The organism is Moraxella sp. CTOTU47618, from assembly GCF_032017425.1.
Lineage (GTDB): Bacteria > Pseudomonadota > Gammaproteobacteria > Pseudomonadales > Moraxellaceae > Faucicola > Faucicola tetraodonis.
The window spans coordinates 26,556-41,771 of sequence record NZ_DALZPW010000011.1 but is presented as its reverse complement, the minus strand read 5'-3'; the positions used below and the strand labels follow the sequence as shown (position 1 = coordinate 41,771).

17 protein-coding genes are annotated in these 15,216 nt (G+C 44.8%); 7 read left to right on the top strand and 10 right to left on the bottom strand.

Annotated features, from left to right (window positions below; all coding sequences use genetic code 11):
- The first annotated feature begins 7 nt into the window (after positions 1-7).
- Positions 8-430, top strand: coding sequence for an MAPEG family protein (locus RTS09_RS09060; RefSeq protein ID WP_007117218.1), 423 nt, complete (start codon positions 8-10; stop codon positions 428-430).
- 4 nt (positions 431-434) lie between these two features.
- Here RTS09_RS09060 and RTS09_RS09055 read toward each other — a convergent pair whose 3' ends face one another.
- From RTS09_RS09055 to RTS09_RS09025, 7 genes are all read right to left on the bottom strand, one after another.
- Positions 435-1,448, bottom strand: coding sequence for a tRNA dihydrouridine synthase (locus tag RTS09_RS09055; protein WP_312536286.1), 1,014 nt, complete (start codon positions 1,446-1,448; stop codon positions 435-437).
- A complete protein-coding gene (locus tag RTS09_RS09050; RefSeq protein ID WP_312536283.1) occupies positions 1,441-2,955 on the bottom strand; it encodes a UvrD-helicase domain-containing protein in 1,515 nt (504 codons plus the stop codon). The genes RTS09_RS09055 and RTS09_RS09050 overlap by 8 nt, the downstream gene beginning before the upstream one ends.
- Positions 2,956-3,123: 168 nt before the next feature.
- Positions 3,124-3,849, bottom strand: a complete 726-nt coding sequence (gene tatC / locus RTS09_RS09045) for a twin-arginine translocase subunit TatC (protein WP_312536390.1) — start codon at positions 3,847-3,849, stop codon at positions 3,124-3,126.
- Between the two features lie 92 nt (positions 3,850-3,941).
- Positions 3,942-4,688: a Sec-independent protein translocase protein TatB gene (tatB, locus tag RTS09_RS09040; RefSeq protein WP_312536281.1), complete on the bottom strand. Its 747-nt coding sequence runs from the start codon at positions 4,686-4,688 to the stop codon at positions 3,942-3,944.
- 54 nt (positions 4,689-4,742) lie between these two features.
- Positions 4,743-4,973 (bottom strand): Sec-independent protein translocase subunit TatA, encoded by a 231-nt coding sequence (tatA, locus tag RTS09_RS09035; RefSeq protein WP_007117213.1) that lies wholly within the window; start codon positions 4,971-4,973, stop codon positions 4,743-4,745.
- A gap of 202 nt (positions 4,974-5,175) precedes the next feature.
- Positions 5,176-6,033 (bottom strand): bifunctional phosphoribosyl-AMP cyclohydrolase/phosphoribosyl-ATP diphosphatase HisIE, encoded by an 858-nt coding sequence (gene hisIE, locus RTS09_RS09030; protein ID WP_312536279.1) that lies wholly within the window; start codon positions 6,031-6,033, stop codon positions 5,176-5,178.
- An 87-nt stretch (positions 6,034-6,120) separates the two neighbouring features.
- The gene (locus RTS09_RS09025) at positions 6,121-6,564 is read right to left on the bottom strand and encodes an acyl-CoA thioesterase (RefSeq protein WP_312536277.1); all 444 of its coding nucleotides are present in this window, start codon (positions 6,562-6,564) and stop codon (positions 6,121-6,123) included.
- A gap of 498 nt (positions 6,565-7,062) precedes the next feature.
- Between RTS09_RS09025 and rpmI the strand changes: the two genes are divergently transcribed.
- The 6 genes from rpmI to RTS09_RS08995 all read left to right on the top strand — a co-directional run bounded on the left by rpmI (position 7,063) and on the right by RTS09_RS08995 (position 12,305).
- Entirely contained in the window at positions 7,063-7,257 is a 195-nt protein-coding gene (rpmI, locus tag RTS09_RS09020) for a 50S ribosomal protein L35 (protein ID WP_036604595.1), read from the top strand.
- 48 nt (positions 7,258-7,305) lie between these two features.
- Positions 7,306-7,665, top strand: a complete 360-nt coding sequence (gene rplT, locus RTS09_RS09015) for a 50S ribosomal protein L20 (RefSeq protein ID WP_007117209.1) — start codon at positions 7,306-7,308, stop codon at positions 7,663-7,665.
- Positions 7,666-7,779: 114 nt separating this feature from the next.
- Positions 7,780-8,850, top strand: coding sequence for a phenylalanine--tRNA ligase subunit alpha (gene pheS / locus RTS09_RS09010; RefSeq protein WP_312536274.1), 1,071 nt, complete (start codon positions 7,780-7,782; stop codon positions 8,848-8,850).
- A gap of 30 nt (positions 8,851-8,880) precedes the next feature.
- On the top strand, positions 8,881-9,345 hold the full coding sequence (locus RTS09_RS09005) for a hypothetical protein (RefSeq protein WP_312536271.1): 465 nt from the start codon (positions 8,881-8,883) through the stop codon (positions 9,343-9,345).
- Positions 9,346-9,449: 104 nt separating this feature from the next.
- Positions 9,450-11,864, top strand: coding sequence for a phenylalanine--tRNA ligase subunit beta (gene pheT, locus RTS09_RS09000; protein WP_312536269.1), 2,415 nt, complete (start codon positions 9,450-9,452; stop codon positions 11,862-11,864).
- 123 nt (positions 11,865-11,987) lie between these two features.
- On the top strand, positions 11,988-12,305 hold the full coding sequence (locus RTS09_RS08995) for an integration host factor subunit alpha (RefSeq protein WP_409418386.1): 318 nt from the start codon (positions 11,988-11,990) through the stop codon (positions 12,303-12,305).
- Positions 12,306-12,454: 149 nt separating this feature from the next.
- Here the strand turns inward: RTS09_RS08995 and RTS09_RS08990 are convergent, their stop codons facing one another.
- The 3 genes from RTS09_RS08990 to RTS09_RS08980 all read right to left on the bottom strand — a co-directional run bounded on the left by RTS09_RS08990 (position 12,455) and on the right by RTS09_RS08980 (position 15,089).
- On the bottom strand, positions 12,455-13,432 hold the full coding sequence (locus RTS09_RS08990; protein ID WP_312536267.1) for a MetQ/NlpA family ABC transporter substrate-binding protein: 978 nt from the start codon (positions 13,430-13,432) through the stop codon (positions 12,455-12,457).
- Positions 13,433-13,594: 162 nt separating this feature from the next.
- Positions 13,595-14,284 (bottom strand): methionine ABC transporter permease, encoded by a 690-nt coding sequence (locus tag RTS09_RS08985; protein ID WP_007115396.1) that lies wholly within the window; start codon positions 14,282-14,284, stop codon positions 13,595-13,597.
- Between the two features lie 67 nt (positions 14,285-14,351).
- Positions 14,352-15,089 (bottom strand): methionine ABC transporter ATP-binding protein, encoded by a 738-nt coding sequence (locus RTS09_RS08980; RefSeq protein WP_239741432.1) that lies wholly within the window; start codon positions 15,087-15,089, stop codon positions 14,352-14,354.
- Positions 15,090-15,216: the final 127 nt, after the last annotated feature.

Sequence of the window (15,216 nt, the reverse complement as noted above, 5' to 3'; positions counted from 1 at the left end):
TAACGGCATGTTTCCCTATCTAAGTGCTGTCCCTGCCACCAATAGCAGCGTGGTGCTGGCAATGATGGTTGCCAGTTTATTGCCCTTGGTGTTTGCGATATTGGCAAAGGTCTTTGGCGGATTTAAAAGCAAAGACAATGCCAATCCGCGCGAGTTTTTGGGTAAACAAACGGGCGCAGCAGCGCGTGCCAATGCCGCGCAGCAAAATAGCTATGAAACCTTGCCGGTATTCTTGGCAGCGGTGATTGTGGCGTTGCTATTTTTTGTACCGCTGTCAGTGGTGACACAGTTGGCGTGGTTGTATGTGATATTACGGATTATTTATGGGTTGGCGTATATTGCCAATTGGGCAACTTTTCGCTCAATTATTTGGTCGCTTAGCCTAGCCTGTCCGCTGATGTTATTTTATTTAGCGATACGGTTGAGCTAATTTGCTATGAGCAATCGCCAGCTTGGGATTGTGCTTGCAACATCGCAACAATGGTCTCAAGCTGTTTTTGTCTTTTTACGTTTTGCCAAAGCTCGCTGGCTTCTTCATAGCCTTGGGTCAACATTCCCAGCCACTGTTTGTAACGTCCCACCAGCATATTGTCGCTACGGGCATGTCCTTGCAAAAACGCAATTTGTAGCTTAAGTAGCGCTTGCCAAGCCATGTTTTTTACCGTGTCATTTTTATCCATCGCTTTGATTTGATTGACTAAGTCAGGACGAGTAACTGCACCACGTCCGAGCATGATATGTGGGGTGTTTGCTTGTTTGCGGCAACGCATGGCTTGTTCAGTCTGCCAAATTTCGCCATTAGCAATAATCGGTAAGCCCAGCCGCTGCGTCAGGGGTGCGATTAACTCCCAATAGGCAGGGGGTTTATAGCCTTGGGTTTTGGTACGGGCGTGGATAGTCAGCCAACTGGCATTGGCTGATTGCACCGCATCGCCGATTTCTTGGGTTAGAGAGGTATCTTCATAGCCGAGTCGGATTTTTGCTGATACAGGCGTATCCGATGGCACGGCTTGGCGTACTGCATGGATGATTTGATACAAGGTTTCAGGTTCGGTGAGCAACACCGAGCCACCGCGGTGACTATTGACAGTTTTAGCAGGGCAACCAAAGTTAATATCAATGGCTAACGCACCAAGCTCGACCGCCCTGACGGCATTACCTGCCATCAGGTCGGGCTCACTGCCCAGTAACTGTACATGTACTGGCGTGCCGTGAATGGTTTTGCCTTTTAAACCATCCTCATGCAAAAGTTCGGGTACGAATTTATAAAACACATGCGCGGGTAGGACGTGCTGGGTGACGCGAATAAACTCACTCACCGTCCAGTCGTAATGTCCGATACTGGTTAAAATATCCCGCATCAATGGGTCGGTCAGTCCTTCCATCGGCGCAAGGACAATTTGCGGCTGGGTAAAATCGGGGCTAAACTGCGATAAGTGACTAGCCATAAATCACCTTTTTATCTTTGAGTCCGTGAATCAAATCTTGAATATTAAAAATATCCAAATTTACCTTGGCGCGCGTACAGGCAACATACAGCAGTCGCAACTCTTCGGGGGAGATTTTTACCGCCTGAGAAGTCACATCATAATAAAAATCATTGTCAATTTGCACCCGTGACCATTCCAACCCTTTGGCTTTATGTGCGGTAGAGATGATATAGTCGGCTTTATCCAGTGTGGTCAAGCTGTTAATTGCTTGGTTTAGCGTTTCGGTGCCATGTTCATCGACCAATTTGACCAGAGTTTTTAAATCGCTGCCTTCGTTCGTCTCGCTATAATCCTGCACGTCGCGCCAATTGTTAAAGTAGGCAAGCTCAGGCACGCCATATGCCGCTTGTCCTTTTTTTAGGCGTTCGGCAGATTGACTAAATTTGAGCAAACGCTCTGTATCGGCTTGTAGCGCAACTTTATGTCCCATTTTAAGCCCAGATAACAGATTGACCATCGCACTGGCATTGGTACGGCAGAGAATGGCATCTTTTTGACCATGCACCATACTTTTGCCTAAGGTGGACGCCATCGCAGGATTACCGCGCAGGGGCACCTCTTCTTGTAGCGCTTTTAAAAACCCATTCGCCACATCGGCAATTTGTTCGCCAAACCGAAACGATTGGGTAAGCAAGGTTTGGGGTAGCGGCAGGCGCTTCATGGCATTGACAGCGCCGCGCCATTCATAAATTTGCTGATGCGCGTCACCCACATAGATAACTTGGTTGGGCTGATTGGACAAAATCCCCATCATCAAGGGGTCGGCATCTTGCGCTTCATCAAATAAGATAAAATCCGCAGGAATCACCGGTTTAGATAGCGCCCAGAGTTTGAGATAAATATCATGCCCAATCCCCGCAGGGTGGCGCGGGTCAATTGACTGTTGCCAGCGGCGCTCTACATACGGGTATAAGGTATCGCGCAGCTGCTCAGCTTCACTGGCAACCAACCAGTCAGGAAACTGCAAATGGCGCGGCGCGGGGTAACTGGCATGGGTACTACAAAACGTGCTCACCGCATCGGACACAAAGCGCGCTTGTCGCTCTGGCGTTAAGGTTACAAACTGGCTTTTGCCTTCAATTTGGCGTTTGACTTGCACAGGGGTCAACCCCAAATCTGAGGCGAGGCGACTGGGAGAAAAACGCGGTAGTTGTAGCTTTGCGGTGATATCGCGGGCAGTATGACGAAATGCCAATGAGTGAAAAGTGCGACAGTCGACATGGTGGGGAAATTTACGCTGGGCTTCTGAAGCAATCGCTTTGTTAAATGCCAAATAAATCCCGCGACCACGTAGCTGATTGCCAATCAGATTAAGCGTGGTGGTTTTGCCAGCGCCGGCATACGCTACCACCTTAAACGACTGGCGTGTGAGTGCCATATCGACAGCCTGCTGCTGCTCCCCTGTTGGGCGTTGGGTCGGGCTGTGGACAGGGGATTGGGTAGGGATAACGCTGGGGTTTGACATAAGGCCATTGCTAACAGAAAAGTGAGCTATTTTAGCAAAATTTGGCAAGTTTTGCTCAGTTTCCTTTATTTACTAAACCTGTATTTACTAAACCTTTATTTACTAGCCTTTATTTACTAAGCGGGGATGAATGAGAGGTTGACTGGGTTTTAGCTTTATCCAGCCAGATTAGCTGTTGTTCTGTAATAACGCTTTTTCTTTAACCAGTACTCGCGCCATGACCAGACCGAGTTCAAACAATAACCACATCGGGATAGCCAGCATCACCATCGACAAGCCATCTGGCGGTGTCACCAATGCCGCAATAGCAAAACAACCCACGATGATGTAACGGCGTTTTTGCGCCAAGCTATCCACCGTCACCACCCCAGCCAACACCAGTAGCAGCGTCAACACAGGAATCTCAAAGGTTGCCCCAAACACCAAAAATAGCTTGAGTACAAAATTTAGATAGCTTTCGATATCGGTCATCGGTAGCACGTTGTCGGGGGAGAATTTGATAAAAAAAGCCAGCACGCTTTTGAGCACGACATAATAGGCAAACGCAATCCCCAGATAAAACAAAATCACCGATGACAACAGCACGGGTAGGGCGATACGTTTTTCATGCTTATACAGCCCTGGGGCGATAAATGACCAAATCTGGTACAAAATATACGGCATCGCCAAGATAACAGCCAGATACAGCGTCAATTTAATCGGTGCCAAAAATGACGAGGTGATATCGGTTGCAATCATAGAAGAATTGACTGGCAACAACGCCGTTAACGGGGCGGAAAAAATATCGTAGATTTCCCGCGAAAAGCCTGCCAATGCCAAAAAAATCACCAAAACCGCCGCAAAACCGTGAATCAAATGACGACGCAGTTCAATCAAATGCTCAGTGATAGGCATATCTACCAAAGTGTTGTCTTGCGATGGTTTATCATCCTTAGCTTGTTCAATGGCTAATTGCTCAGGCGTTTTTTTGGTTTTGATAAGCTTAATCACTGGGCAACTCCACCCAAACTTGGCAACTTGTGCAGTAGCGGATCGGCTTGATAATTGGGTAAAAACGGTGGATTGGGAAGACGTCTGACACGGTCATAATCACTGAGCAAAAACCAACGATAATACATTGGCTCGGTGGCAGCGAATAAGGCTTCATGTAAGTCTTTAGCCACTGCATCGGCTTCGATATCAGCTTCTAGACCCAGCAAATAATCATCTGCTTTGATTTCTACCAGAGAAGATTCGTCAGATGGCTTGTCTAGTGAATGGTTTAGTGGCTTGTCTGGTAACAGCGCGGTGGTATCTGTTGTTGGTTCAGCTAAATGATTGGTTGGTTCATGACTGGGAGGTTCATGACTGGTTTGTTCAGTAGGTAGGCTAACTGCGTTAGTATCATGACCAAGATTAGGGGTTGTATCAGCCGACTGGGTATTGTGAGCTTGCATCGAAGGCACTTTGCCATGTTGCTGTAGTTCGCTCACACTGCTGCGAAGGGCTTCCATCTCACGCTTCATATCAACTTCAGCTTGGCGGATTTTTTCCAGCTCAAGCTGCATTTGCTTGCGCGTTTCGGCAAGGTCAAGCTCAGCTTCAATTTCTGATTGCAATGTTGCAACCGTACGGCGGAATTTGGCATACCACTGACCTGCAGTACGCGCCGCTTGGGGGAGTTTTTCAGGGCCCAGCACAATCAGTGCAATCGCCCCAAATAACAGTAGTTCGGAGAAACCTATATCAAACATAACAACCGTGGCAGCTAGGGATTAAAAACCAAAGAAAAAAGTAACGACTAGGGTTTAAACGTTATGTTTATCTTGTTGGGTCTGCGTGGTATTGAGCTCAGCTTTTTCGTGTTCAAGGACACGGTTTTTGTTCAGATGCTGTTCGTTTTCATCTTTGACCGCATCTTTAAAGCCTTTAACAGCACCACCCAAATCTTTACCGGCATTTTTCAGTTTTGAAGTGCCAAAAATGACCACAACAACAACCAGTAAAATTAACCAATGTGTGATTGAGAAACTACCCATGAGAATATCCTTTGATTAACCTTGACAATAGGGGTGAGGACAATATGAATTTGCAGTGTAACACATAACCATTGCGTTGGCATAACTGTGCAAAAAACGGTGTGAAACACGGCGAATTTTTCGCACTTTTAGCCAGCAATATTCAGGACTTATCGACTGTTTAGTGGCGTTTACTTAAGGGCGCTCACTTAAGGGCTATTACTTAAGAGATTTGACGTGCGGCTTTTTCGTCGATACCCGATAAGCCAAAACGTCTTGCCAATTCATTGGTGACAGCCCAAGACGGTATATTAAACCATGCCAATGTGACCATTGTGTGAAACCAAACATCAGCAATTTCATACACCAAATCTTTCACCGCCGTGTCATCGGCGACGGCTTCATAAGGGGTATCGTTGGCAATGTTGATATCTTTGGCAGCGATAATGGCTTCGGTGGCTTCTTCACCGACTTTTTCTAAGATTTTGTTGATACCTTTATGGTATAAGCTTGCCACGTATGAGCTATCAGGATTGGCATCTTTACGCCCAATCAATACTTCATCTAACGCGGTCAAAATATCCGCTGTCGTCGTAGGCGTTTGTATCGCATTGCTTGTTTGGGTTGGATTACTTGTTTGTGTCGAATTGCTTGCAAGCGGCGAGTGTTCATGAGTCGGTTTGGCGTTGTCACCATAAATCGCATCAGGGTCTTTGATAACTGCATCAGTAGTTTGCCATTGTAGCTGTCCGCGGTCATCGGCAAGCAGACGATAAAAACAGGAATGCCGACCCGTGTGGCAAGCAATCCCACCCACTTGGGTGACTGACAACACAATCACATCAGCATCGCAGTCTAAGCGGATTTCATGGACTTGCTGAAAATGCCCAGAGCTTTCGCCTTTGTGCCATAATTTACCGCGAGAGCGTGACCAATACACCGCTTGCATTTTTTCGGCAGTCAGACGTAATGACTCGCGATTCATCCATGCCATCATCAAAATGCGCCCTGTATGAAAATCTTGAGCGACTGCAGGCATGAGCCCATTGTCATCGAATTTTAGTGTATCTAACCAATCCATATTCACGCCCTGTATCATACTATGCAAGCCCTAACCAAAAAAAGCACCCACCAATCGATGCGGGCATTTATCATAATTCATCAAGCCCTAAATCTCAAAGGGTTTCACATCTAAGGCTTCTTTGATAGTAGCTGATAACGGGATTTCTTGGCTTTGACGATAGTCATACGCCACAAAGCCCATTTTGGCATACGCCACCAAGGAGTCATCAAACATCCGCGAGACTTTAAACACAAAATCCCCACCCAAATCGGTTAAATGCTGCACGCCAACCTCAAATAACAGTTCTTCACGCGCTCGTACCCGATCAAAGATTTGGGTCTCGATATGATTAATGACCAAGCCTTGGTACTCAGTATTAACCTCTTTAATGCCTTTTGAATATAAAAAACGAAAACGGGCTTCGGTCAGCAATGCCACCAAATTTTCAACCGTTAAATGTTGTGCTAATCCAATTTCGGTATTGCGCACGCGCATGACGGTCTCAAACACGAAATGGGCAACTTCAATATTTGTGCTTAACGTTGACAAGAATTCTAACCTCATGATGTTGATAAAGATGAAAGAGTATTACACATTAAACTTTTCAGAAGCTTAAGAGCCCGATAAATACCTTAAGGCTAAACAAACTAACGCGAACTGTGTCCAAAATAGGGCTTACTTATCACTTTTAGCCAATTTAACCGCAGTTTTCATAAACTCAGTTGTTAACTTAATTAATGTAATTCCGTGATAGATTTACCAAGTCTTTATGTTAAGTAATTGATATCATTGATTTTTTAAAAATCCTACAAACAGCCCTTAATAATAATTTATCTATTATAGTAGAGAAATATTAAAGTAACATCAATAAAATGGATGTCAAAGAAAAATTAGTGATAACAATAGCGTGCATTCACCAATGATTTTTGATAAAATACCGCCTCCCACCTCAAGGCAAAAAATCCAGTGTGATGAGGATTTTTTGACAAACAGGTTAACTTCACTTGATAAAGATGTTTAATCCTTGTCAAAAACGAACAAGAGGCTATCATGAAATTAAAAACTCGCCGTGGTGCTGCCAAGCGTTTCAAAAAAACTGGTAACGGTATCAAACGCAAACAAGCATTCAAACGCCACATTTTGACCAAAAAATCTCCTAAGCGTATCCGTCAATTACGTGGATGCAAATTGGTACACGTGTCTGATGAGAAACGTGTTTACCGTATGTGTCCTTACCTATAATTTATAGGTATTCAATCAACTGATATTACAAAACTTTAGGAGTAAATTATGGCTCGTGTAAAACGTGGTGTACAGGCAAATCGCCGTCATAAAAAAGTATTGGCTCGTGCAAAAGGTTATTACGGTGCGCGTTCTCGTGTTTTCCGTGTTGCTGTACAAGCAGTTACCAAAGCAGGTCAATATGCGTATCGTGACCGTCGTAACAAAAAACGTTCATTCCGCCGTTTATGGATTGCACGTATCAACGCGGGTGCGCGCCTAAATGGCTTAAGCTACAGCCGTATGATCAACGGTCTGAAAAAAGCCAGCATCGAAATCGACCGCCGTGTATTAGCAGACATCGCTATGCATGATGCGCAAGGTTTTACGGCATTGGCAGAAAAAGCAAAACAAGCACTGGCTGCTTAATTTGTTTTAAAGCGATTTTTCAAAAAGCCATTAAGTGCAAGCTTAATGGCTTTTTTTATCGCCATATTTTAGTTAAAATGCCTATCACTATTGATAACCAAGATTGCAACGCTCATGACAGAAATAACGACTGACAAACTTATCCAATATTCTGAAAATTTAACCGATATCACCCAAGACCAATTCACCCAATTTATCAACGATGCCAAAGCCTTAATCAGCACCGCACAAAACCCCCAAGATCTACAAAACATCCGCGTGACTTTAACCGGCAAAAAAAGCCATTTGACCACCTGGTCAAAACAGCTAGGCGGACTCGATGCCGACGGCAAAAAGACCATCGGCGGTATGCTGCATCAAGTACGTACCCAAATCAATGACAGCCTACAACAAGTGCAAAGCGATTTAGAAGCCAAAGCCTTGGCTGCCAAGCTTGCCAGTGAATCCATTGACATCACCCTGCCAGCGCGTGGACAACAAGCGGGTAATTTGCACCCTGTCACCATGACTGCTGAGCGTATGCAAGGGTTTTTCCGTCAAGCAGGTTTTGAAGTCGCAACAGGTCCTGAAGTTGAGAGCGACTACTACAACTTTGAAGCGCTAAATATTCCAAGCCATCACCCAGCGCGCGCCATGCACGATACCTTTTATTTTGAAAAACAGCATTTTAATGCCAATTATGTGCTACGTACCCATACCAGTTCGGTGCAAATTCGCACGATGGAAAAAGGCAACCTGCCGATTCGTATCATCTGTCCAGGACGTGTGTATCGCAACGACAGCGACCAAACCCACTCACCGATGTTTCATCAGCTTGAAGGTTTATATGTCAGCGAATCGACCAATTTTGCTGAGTTAAAAGGCTTGATTCATGAGTTTTTGCAGGCGTTTTTTGGTCGCAAACTTACGGTGCGTTTTCGCCCGTCGTATTTTCCATTTACTGAGCCGTCTGCAGAAGTGGATATCCTTGCCGATACTTATGCAGGTGGGGGCAAGTGGCTAGAAGTGATGGGCTGCGGTATGGTGCATCCAAAGGTATTGTCCGATAGCGGTATTGACCCGACCAAATACCAAGGCTTTGCATTTGGGATGGGGATTGAACGCTTTGCCATGTTGTATTATGGGGTGAATGATTTGCGCTTGTTCTATCAAAATGATGTCAGATTTTTAAAGCAGTTTACGTAATAATTAAATTTGTTCTGAGATGAGATTATTTTGGAAGAAGAAGTTTATAAAACAGCATTGCTATTAGTGAATTTATTTGAAATAAATGCTAATCGTAAGAAAAATGGTCTGAAATCGACTGGTCGACATTCGAGAATTTTTCAGTATGCATTGCACCCAGAGATATCTTTTGTTGGCTATGGTAAGACAAAAGAAACTTTAAACTCATCTTTAATTCATCCAGAACACGTTGTTCCATGTACTGTTTTGATTAGCGAATGTACTCGTTTACTTGAATCTGATATGACTAAGGAAGAAATTGCATCTTTGCTTACGAAGCATTGGAAAATTGTTTATATCACTAAAGAGCAAGCAACCTTTTTGGATACCAAAAAAGGTATTTGTCTTAAGCATTCGATGCCTAAGGGATGGAGCTTTGAAAATGGTAATACATTTGCACGTTTAAAACTCGCAAATATCATTCAAGACGAGAAAGAACTCTTACCTTTAGATTAAAAATTATAGATTGAAAAGTAGGGTGCGTTTTACGCACCGATTGATAATATGACGTTTAAAGGTGCACTTTACGCACCCTATGAAGCAAATTTTGAGACTTAAACATGAAAATTAGCGAAAACTGGTTACGCCAATGGGCAAACCCAAACTTAAGCGCTGAGCAAATTGGCGAACAACTGACGATGGCAGGCTTAGAGCTTGATAGCTTGGATAAAGTCGCCAAAGACTTTAGCGGGGTAGTTGTCGGTGAAGTGATTGATGTTACCCAACACCCCGATGCTGATAAACTGCGCGTTGCCAAAGTGAATGTCGGTGAGCATAGCGAAGCACCCCTACAAATCGTTTGCGGTGCGCCCAATGTGGCCGCTGGCGTGCGTGTACCTGTGGCACTGGTGGGCGCCAAACTACCACCTGCACAAGGGGATGAACCCTTTAACATTAAAAAAGGCAAACTGCGCGGCGTAGAATCGCACGGTATGCTGTGCGGTGGTAGTGAGATTGACTGTGATGATGGTGTTGATGGCTTGTTAATTTTGCCACAAGACGCCCCGATTGGCATGGATATCCGAGCGTATCTTGGCCTAGACAATCATGTGCTAGATATTTCAATTACCCCAAACCGGGGGGATTGTTTTAGTGTGCGCGGTATCGCCCGTGAGCTTGCAGTGCTCAATCATTTAACATTTCAACTACCCTTTGACAACATCACCGCAGCTGTGACCGACAACGCTAGCCAAGCGGTTAGTGTAGAGACTACGGACTGCCCACGTTATTACGCGCAACTGGTCAGTGGACTGACAGGCACCACGCCATCACCTGATTGGATGAAACAAGCCCTGAATGCCTCAGGCGTCAAGCCACGTAATCTACTGGTGGATGTCACCAATTACGTACTACTTGAGCTCGGTCAGCCGCTGCATGCGTTTGATGCCGACAAGCTGGTAGGCGCAATTATCGTGCGCCATGCCCAAAAAGGCGAAACCCTTGAGCTATTAAATGAGCAAACCATTACCTTACAAGGTGATGAGCTGGTGATTGCCGATGAACAAGGTGTCATTGCGTTAGCGGGAATCATGGGTGGACTTCGCACCGCAGTGACCGAAAGCACTACTCGAGTGGTAATCGAAAGTGCATTTTTCAAACAGTTGGCGATTGCAGGTAAAGCACGCCGTTTTGGCTTACATACCGATGCGTCACAGCGTTTTGAGCGGGGTGTTGATTTTGAATTGCCAAAATTGGCACTCGACCGCGCGGTCAATTTATTGGCAACATTTGGTAATGGCTCAAGTGAGGTTAGGGTCGGTCAAATCACGCTAGTTGAAAACACCGCTGAACTGCCAAAACGTACGCCAGTGACGCTACCGATTGTCAGTATCAACAAATTGTTAGGCGCGGATATCGCCACCGACAAAGCCATAGAGATTTTAAATAGTCTACAAATCAGCACCGAGTTACAAGGCGAAAATCTGGTTGCCACGCCGCCAAGTCATCGTTTTGATATCGCCTTGCCCGAAGATTTGATTGAAGAAATCGCTCGTATTTATGGCTATAACAATATTGCCAACAAACTGCCGGCGTTTACCAGTAACTTGTTTGACAATAAACGCCAAAATGATCTGCATAACTTAAAAATGAGCTTGGTCAATCAAGGTTATTTTGAAGCGGTGAGTTTTAGTTTTAGTGATGCCAAAGTCGAAGCTTTGTTTGATGGGGCGCATTTTGCTGCACCACTCGCGCTTGCCAATCCAATCTCAAGTGACTTAGCGGTCATGCGTCGTACCCTGCTGTCTAGTTTGTTGCCTTGTGTGCAATATAACTTAAACCGTCAACAAAACCGCGTGCGTCTGTTTGAGACGGGTCTGCGTTTTGATGGCAGTGATATCGCAAGCTTAAACCAAGTTGACACTTTGGCGATGGTGGCAGTCGGCAGTACCCACCCAGAACAGCATCATGACAATCGTGTGATGGATTTTTACGACTTAAAAAATGACGTCGAATCGGTTTTTCCGCGGTTTGCCCAGTCGGCTATCAGTTATCAACATAGCCAGCAGCCGTTTTTACACCCCGGTCAAAGTGCCGATGTACACTATCAAGGCAAGGTGATTGGCTGGTTGGGTCAGTTGCACCCACAGATTGCCAAAGCCTTGGATTTGCCGACCACTTGGGTGGCGCAGCTAAACTTACAGATGGTGATTGACATGCACCAACAGGCATTGACCATTCTGACGCCAAGTAAGTTCCCTCAAGTACGCCGTGATATCGCCGTGGTGGTAGATCAGTCGATTGCTATGCAATCCATGAAGGATACTATCAAACAAGTCGGGGGCGAGCTATTAAAAGATATGTGGTTGTTTGATGTATATGCCGGCAGTAATTTGCCTGAAAACCAACAATCGCTTGCTTTTGCACTGGTGTGGCAAGACCTCGATGCCACGCTTTCTGACGAGCGTATCAATGTGCAAATGGAAGCTGTCATCGCTGCGCTACATGAGCAGTATCACGCAACGCTACGTATGTAATCTTGGACTAGCAAATTATGACAGTCGAGACAATGTTTTTCTTTGATTTTAAAGTAAAAATAACTATCGACTGCCTTTGCTAGAATCGCTAGAATAGGAACATTTAGTAGGGTGGGTATGATAATGAATATGCAAGTTGAAGGCAAAACCTTAACCAAATTAGAAATGATCAATCATTTGATGGAAAATTTGGGCATGACGCGCCAAGACAGCCGCGCATTTGTGGAGAATTTTTTTTCAGAGTTGTCACAGACGTTAACCAAAGGTCACCAAGTCAAGCTATCGGGTTTTGGTAACTTTGAAATCAAGGATAAAAGCCAACGTCCAGGTCGCAACCCAAAGACTGGCGAGATGGTTCATGTCACAGCGCGCCGCGTTGTTACCTTTAAAGCAGGGCAAAAAATGCGTCGTAGTATTGAAGATAAACTGTTCACAGAATAACGCGCTTTATTATTTTTAGATTATTTCTAGTTAATTTAGGCGTTTTAAAATCAGTTAGCAAATTTTGACCATAAAACATTCTGTCCATAAAGTTTAACCATAAAAAAAAAGAAGCTTAATGCTTCTTTTTTTATGCTAGTAATTACCCATTATTTGGCAGCAGAGGCGGTTGCACTGGCAGCGGCTGGTGTTGCAGGGTTCTCACCCCAGATAGCTGGGTATTTATAACCTGGGAAAGTTTTGTGGGCGTATTGTTTAAATTCTTCTGAATTATACGCATTGGTCACGTCTTTTACCCATTGTGTGTCTTTGTCTTTGGTGCGAATCGCTGACCAGTTGACATACGCATAGCTGGGTTCTTGGAACAGCGCTTCAGTCAATTTGATACCTGAGCTGGTCGCATAGTTACCATTGATGACTGCAAAGTCAACGTCTGAGCGCGCACGTGGCAATTGTGCGGCTTCTAGCTCTACCAATTTGATATTTTTTGGGTTTTCTGCGATATCATTTTTTGATGCAGTGAGTGGGTCGATATTGGCTTTAAGTTTTACCCAGCCCAGTTCGTTGAGCATTACCAGCGCGCGTGCAAAGTTGCTTGGATCGTTGGGTGCAGCCACGGTGGTACCGTCTTTGACTTGTTTTAGGTCATTTAATTTACCTGGATAGATGCCAAGCGGTGCAGTAGGCACTTGGAAGGCTTCAACGATATCTAAGTTGTTGTCTTTTTTGAAGGTGTCGAGATAAGGTTTGTGTTGGAACACGTTGATATCAATATCGCCATCGGCTAAGGCTTTATTCGGGCGCACATAGTCAGAGAATTCAACCAATCTGACTTTATAGCCTTGTTTTTCTAACTGGGGTTTGACAGAGTTTTTGACCATGTCACCAAAGTCGCCCACGGTAGTACCAATCACAATTTCAGATTTATTCGGGTCGATACCTGTGCTTGCCGCTGTTGTGGTAGTCGTTGAGCTTGCGGTAGTCGTGGTTGTAGTTGTGGTGGTGCTGGCTTGTGCTGTGGTTTCGGTTTTGCTTTCAGGTTTGCTACAACCGACTAGGGCAATCCCTGCCACCCCTACGGTTGCTAATAGCTGCGCGATATGGCTTGATAAATGCGTTAATTTCATACCTTCCTCCAAAAATGAAAAAATAAACGGATAAAACAATCAGCTTACCTTAACATACCTATAAAAAAAATGTTATTGAGAGTTAACCTATGGATATGAAATTTTTTCATAATTCCTAGAAAAACCATCAATAACAATTTTTTAAACAGCCATCAGCTAAAATTAACGTTTATCCAGACGGTGCGCCAAAATATTACCAACCGATTGGATAATAATCACCATCACCACCAATAAAATCACCATAAAAATCATCACGTCATTTTGGTAGCGGTTATAACCATAGCGAATCGCCAAGTCACCGAGACCGCCACCCCCAATCATACCCGCTGCCGCACTGTAAGAGAGTAAACTAATCATCAAGGTAGTAATACTCAAAATCAAACTTGAGCGTGACTCGACCAATAACACGTTGCGAATAATCGTCCCTGTACTTGCACCCATTGATAACGCTGCTTCGATGATACCTTTTGGCACATCACGCAGATTTTGCTCAACGAGCCTAGCAAAGTAGAAGATACCGGCGACACTCAAAGCAAGCGATGCCGCGATTGGGCCAATGGTGGTACCGACAATGAGGCGAGTGACAGGAATAATCACAATCATCAAAATCACAAACGGAAAAGCACGCATGATATTGGTAAAGTTGCCAAGTCCTGCATACAGCGATTTGTTGTCGGCGAGCTGATTTTTACTGGTCAAAAAGAGCGCAACGCCGAGCAATGTACCAAAGATGACTGACGCAACCGTTGAGATACCCACCATAATCAGTGTTTCCCAAAACGCTTGCCAAATTTCTGCCTTCATCCCCAAAAGATTATCAACCGCGCTTTGCCAAGTTAATGTATTTGCCATGAAATTACCCAACGATTCAATTTAAAACTTAAAAAATTATCCAGTCATCGACCATGTTTGTGCGCCGTTAATCATCACTGATTAGCAGTTGCCCAATCGGCGTGGTGGCATGAATTTGCCCCGAATGTACGTCAGCGACTTCTAGCAATCTGCCTTTATCAAGCAGAGCAACGCGGTTACACAGCTTGCGAATCACGGACATTTCATGAGTCACAATCACGATAGTGACGTTAAATTTGTCATTAATATCCTTGAGACAGGCTAACACCGATTTTGTTGTTGCAGGGTCGAGCGCAGAGGTAGGCTCATCGGCGAGCATTACATGAGGTTTGGGCGCTAACGCCCGTGCGATACCTGCCCGCTGTTTTTGACCGCCAGAGAGCTGGGCGGGATAGTGGTTGGCGCGATTGACCAAATCAACAATTTCAAGACATTCCATCACCCGCGGCATGATGGTCGCTTTTTCCCACCCGGCAATCTCTAGGGCAAAGGCAATGTTTTGTGCCACCGTGCGATTTGCCATCAGATTAAACTGCTGAAAAATCATACCGATATTTTGACGGGCATGGCGCAAATCGTGGGTGGATAGCGAGGTCAGCTCCTTGCCATCAATGGTGACAGTGCCGCTATCTGGGCGTTCAAGTAAATTAATCAAGCGTAGCAAAGTAGATTTGCCTGCGCCCGAATAACCCATCAAGCCAAAAATCTCGCCTTGTTGGATTGAGAGCGATGTCGGCTCTACCGCGGTAAACCAGTTGCCATCTTGGGTTTGGAAGCGTTTGGTAACGTTATCAATGGTAATCATGATAATAAAAAATTTTGCAGTGGCTAAAAGAGGGTAATTTTAGCACAGCTCGTCGTCAGCGTTTAGTCGCTTTAACGAATAAATAAATGCCGAATGGTGGGTTTATATGAATAATAGAGTAGAAAAC

Bases quoted from the DNA above. Each gene is read 5' to 3' on its own strand.
- RTS09_RS08980 (WP_239741432.1), bottom strand. From the start codon at position 15,089: ATGATTACCATTGATAACGTTACCAAACGCTTCCAAACCCAAGATGGC.
- rplT (WP_007117209.1), top strand. From the start codon at position 7,306: ATGGCTCGTGTAAAACGTGGTGTACAGGCAAATCGCCGTCATAAAAAA.
- tatB (WP_312536281.1), bottom strand. From the start codon at position 4,688: ATGTTTGATATAGGTTTCTCCGAACTACTGTTATTTGGGGCGATTGCA.
- RTS09_RS08995 (WP_409418386.1), top strand. From the start codon at position 11,988: ATGAATATGCAAGTTGAAGGCAAAACCTTAACCAAATTAGAAATGATC.
- RTS09_RS09060 (WP_007117218.1), top strand. From the start codon at position 8: ATGTTTCCCTATCTAAGTGCTGTCCCTGCCACCAATAGCAGCGTGGTG.
- tatC (WP_312536390.1), bottom strand. From the start codon at position 3,849: ATGCCTATCACTGAGCATTTGATTGAACTGCGTCGTCATTTGATTCAC.
- pheT (WP_312536269.1), top strand. From the start codon at position 9,450: ATGAAAATTAGCGAAAACTGGTTACGCCAATGGGCAAACCCAAACTTA.
- tatA (WP_007117213.1), bottom strand. From the start codon at position 4,973: ATGGGTAGTTTCTCAATCACACATTGGTTAATTTTACTGGTTGTTGTT.
- RTS09_RS08990 (WP_312536267.1), bottom strand. From the start codon at position 13,432: ATGAAATTAACGCATTTATCAAGCCATATCGCGCAGCTATTAGCAACC.
- pheS (WP_312536274.1), top strand. From the start codon at position 7,780: ATGACAGAAATAACGACTGACAAACTTATCCAATATTCTGAAAATTTA.
- RTS09_RS09055 (WP_312536286.1), bottom strand. From the start codon at position 1,448: ATGGCTAGTCACTTATCGCAGTTTAGCCCCGATTTTACCCAGCCGCAA.
- hisIE (WP_312536279.1), bottom strand. From the start codon at position 6,033: ATGGATTGGTTAGATACACTAAAATTCGATGACAATGGGCTCATGCCT.
- RTS09_RS09050 (WP_312536283.1), bottom strand. From the start codon at position 2,955: ATGTCAAACCCCAGCGTTATCCCTACCCAATCCCCTGTCCACAGCCCG.
- RTS09_RS08985 (WP_007115396.1), bottom strand. From the start codon at position 14,284: ATGGCAAATACATTAACTTGGCAAAGCGCGGTTGATAATCTTTTGGGG.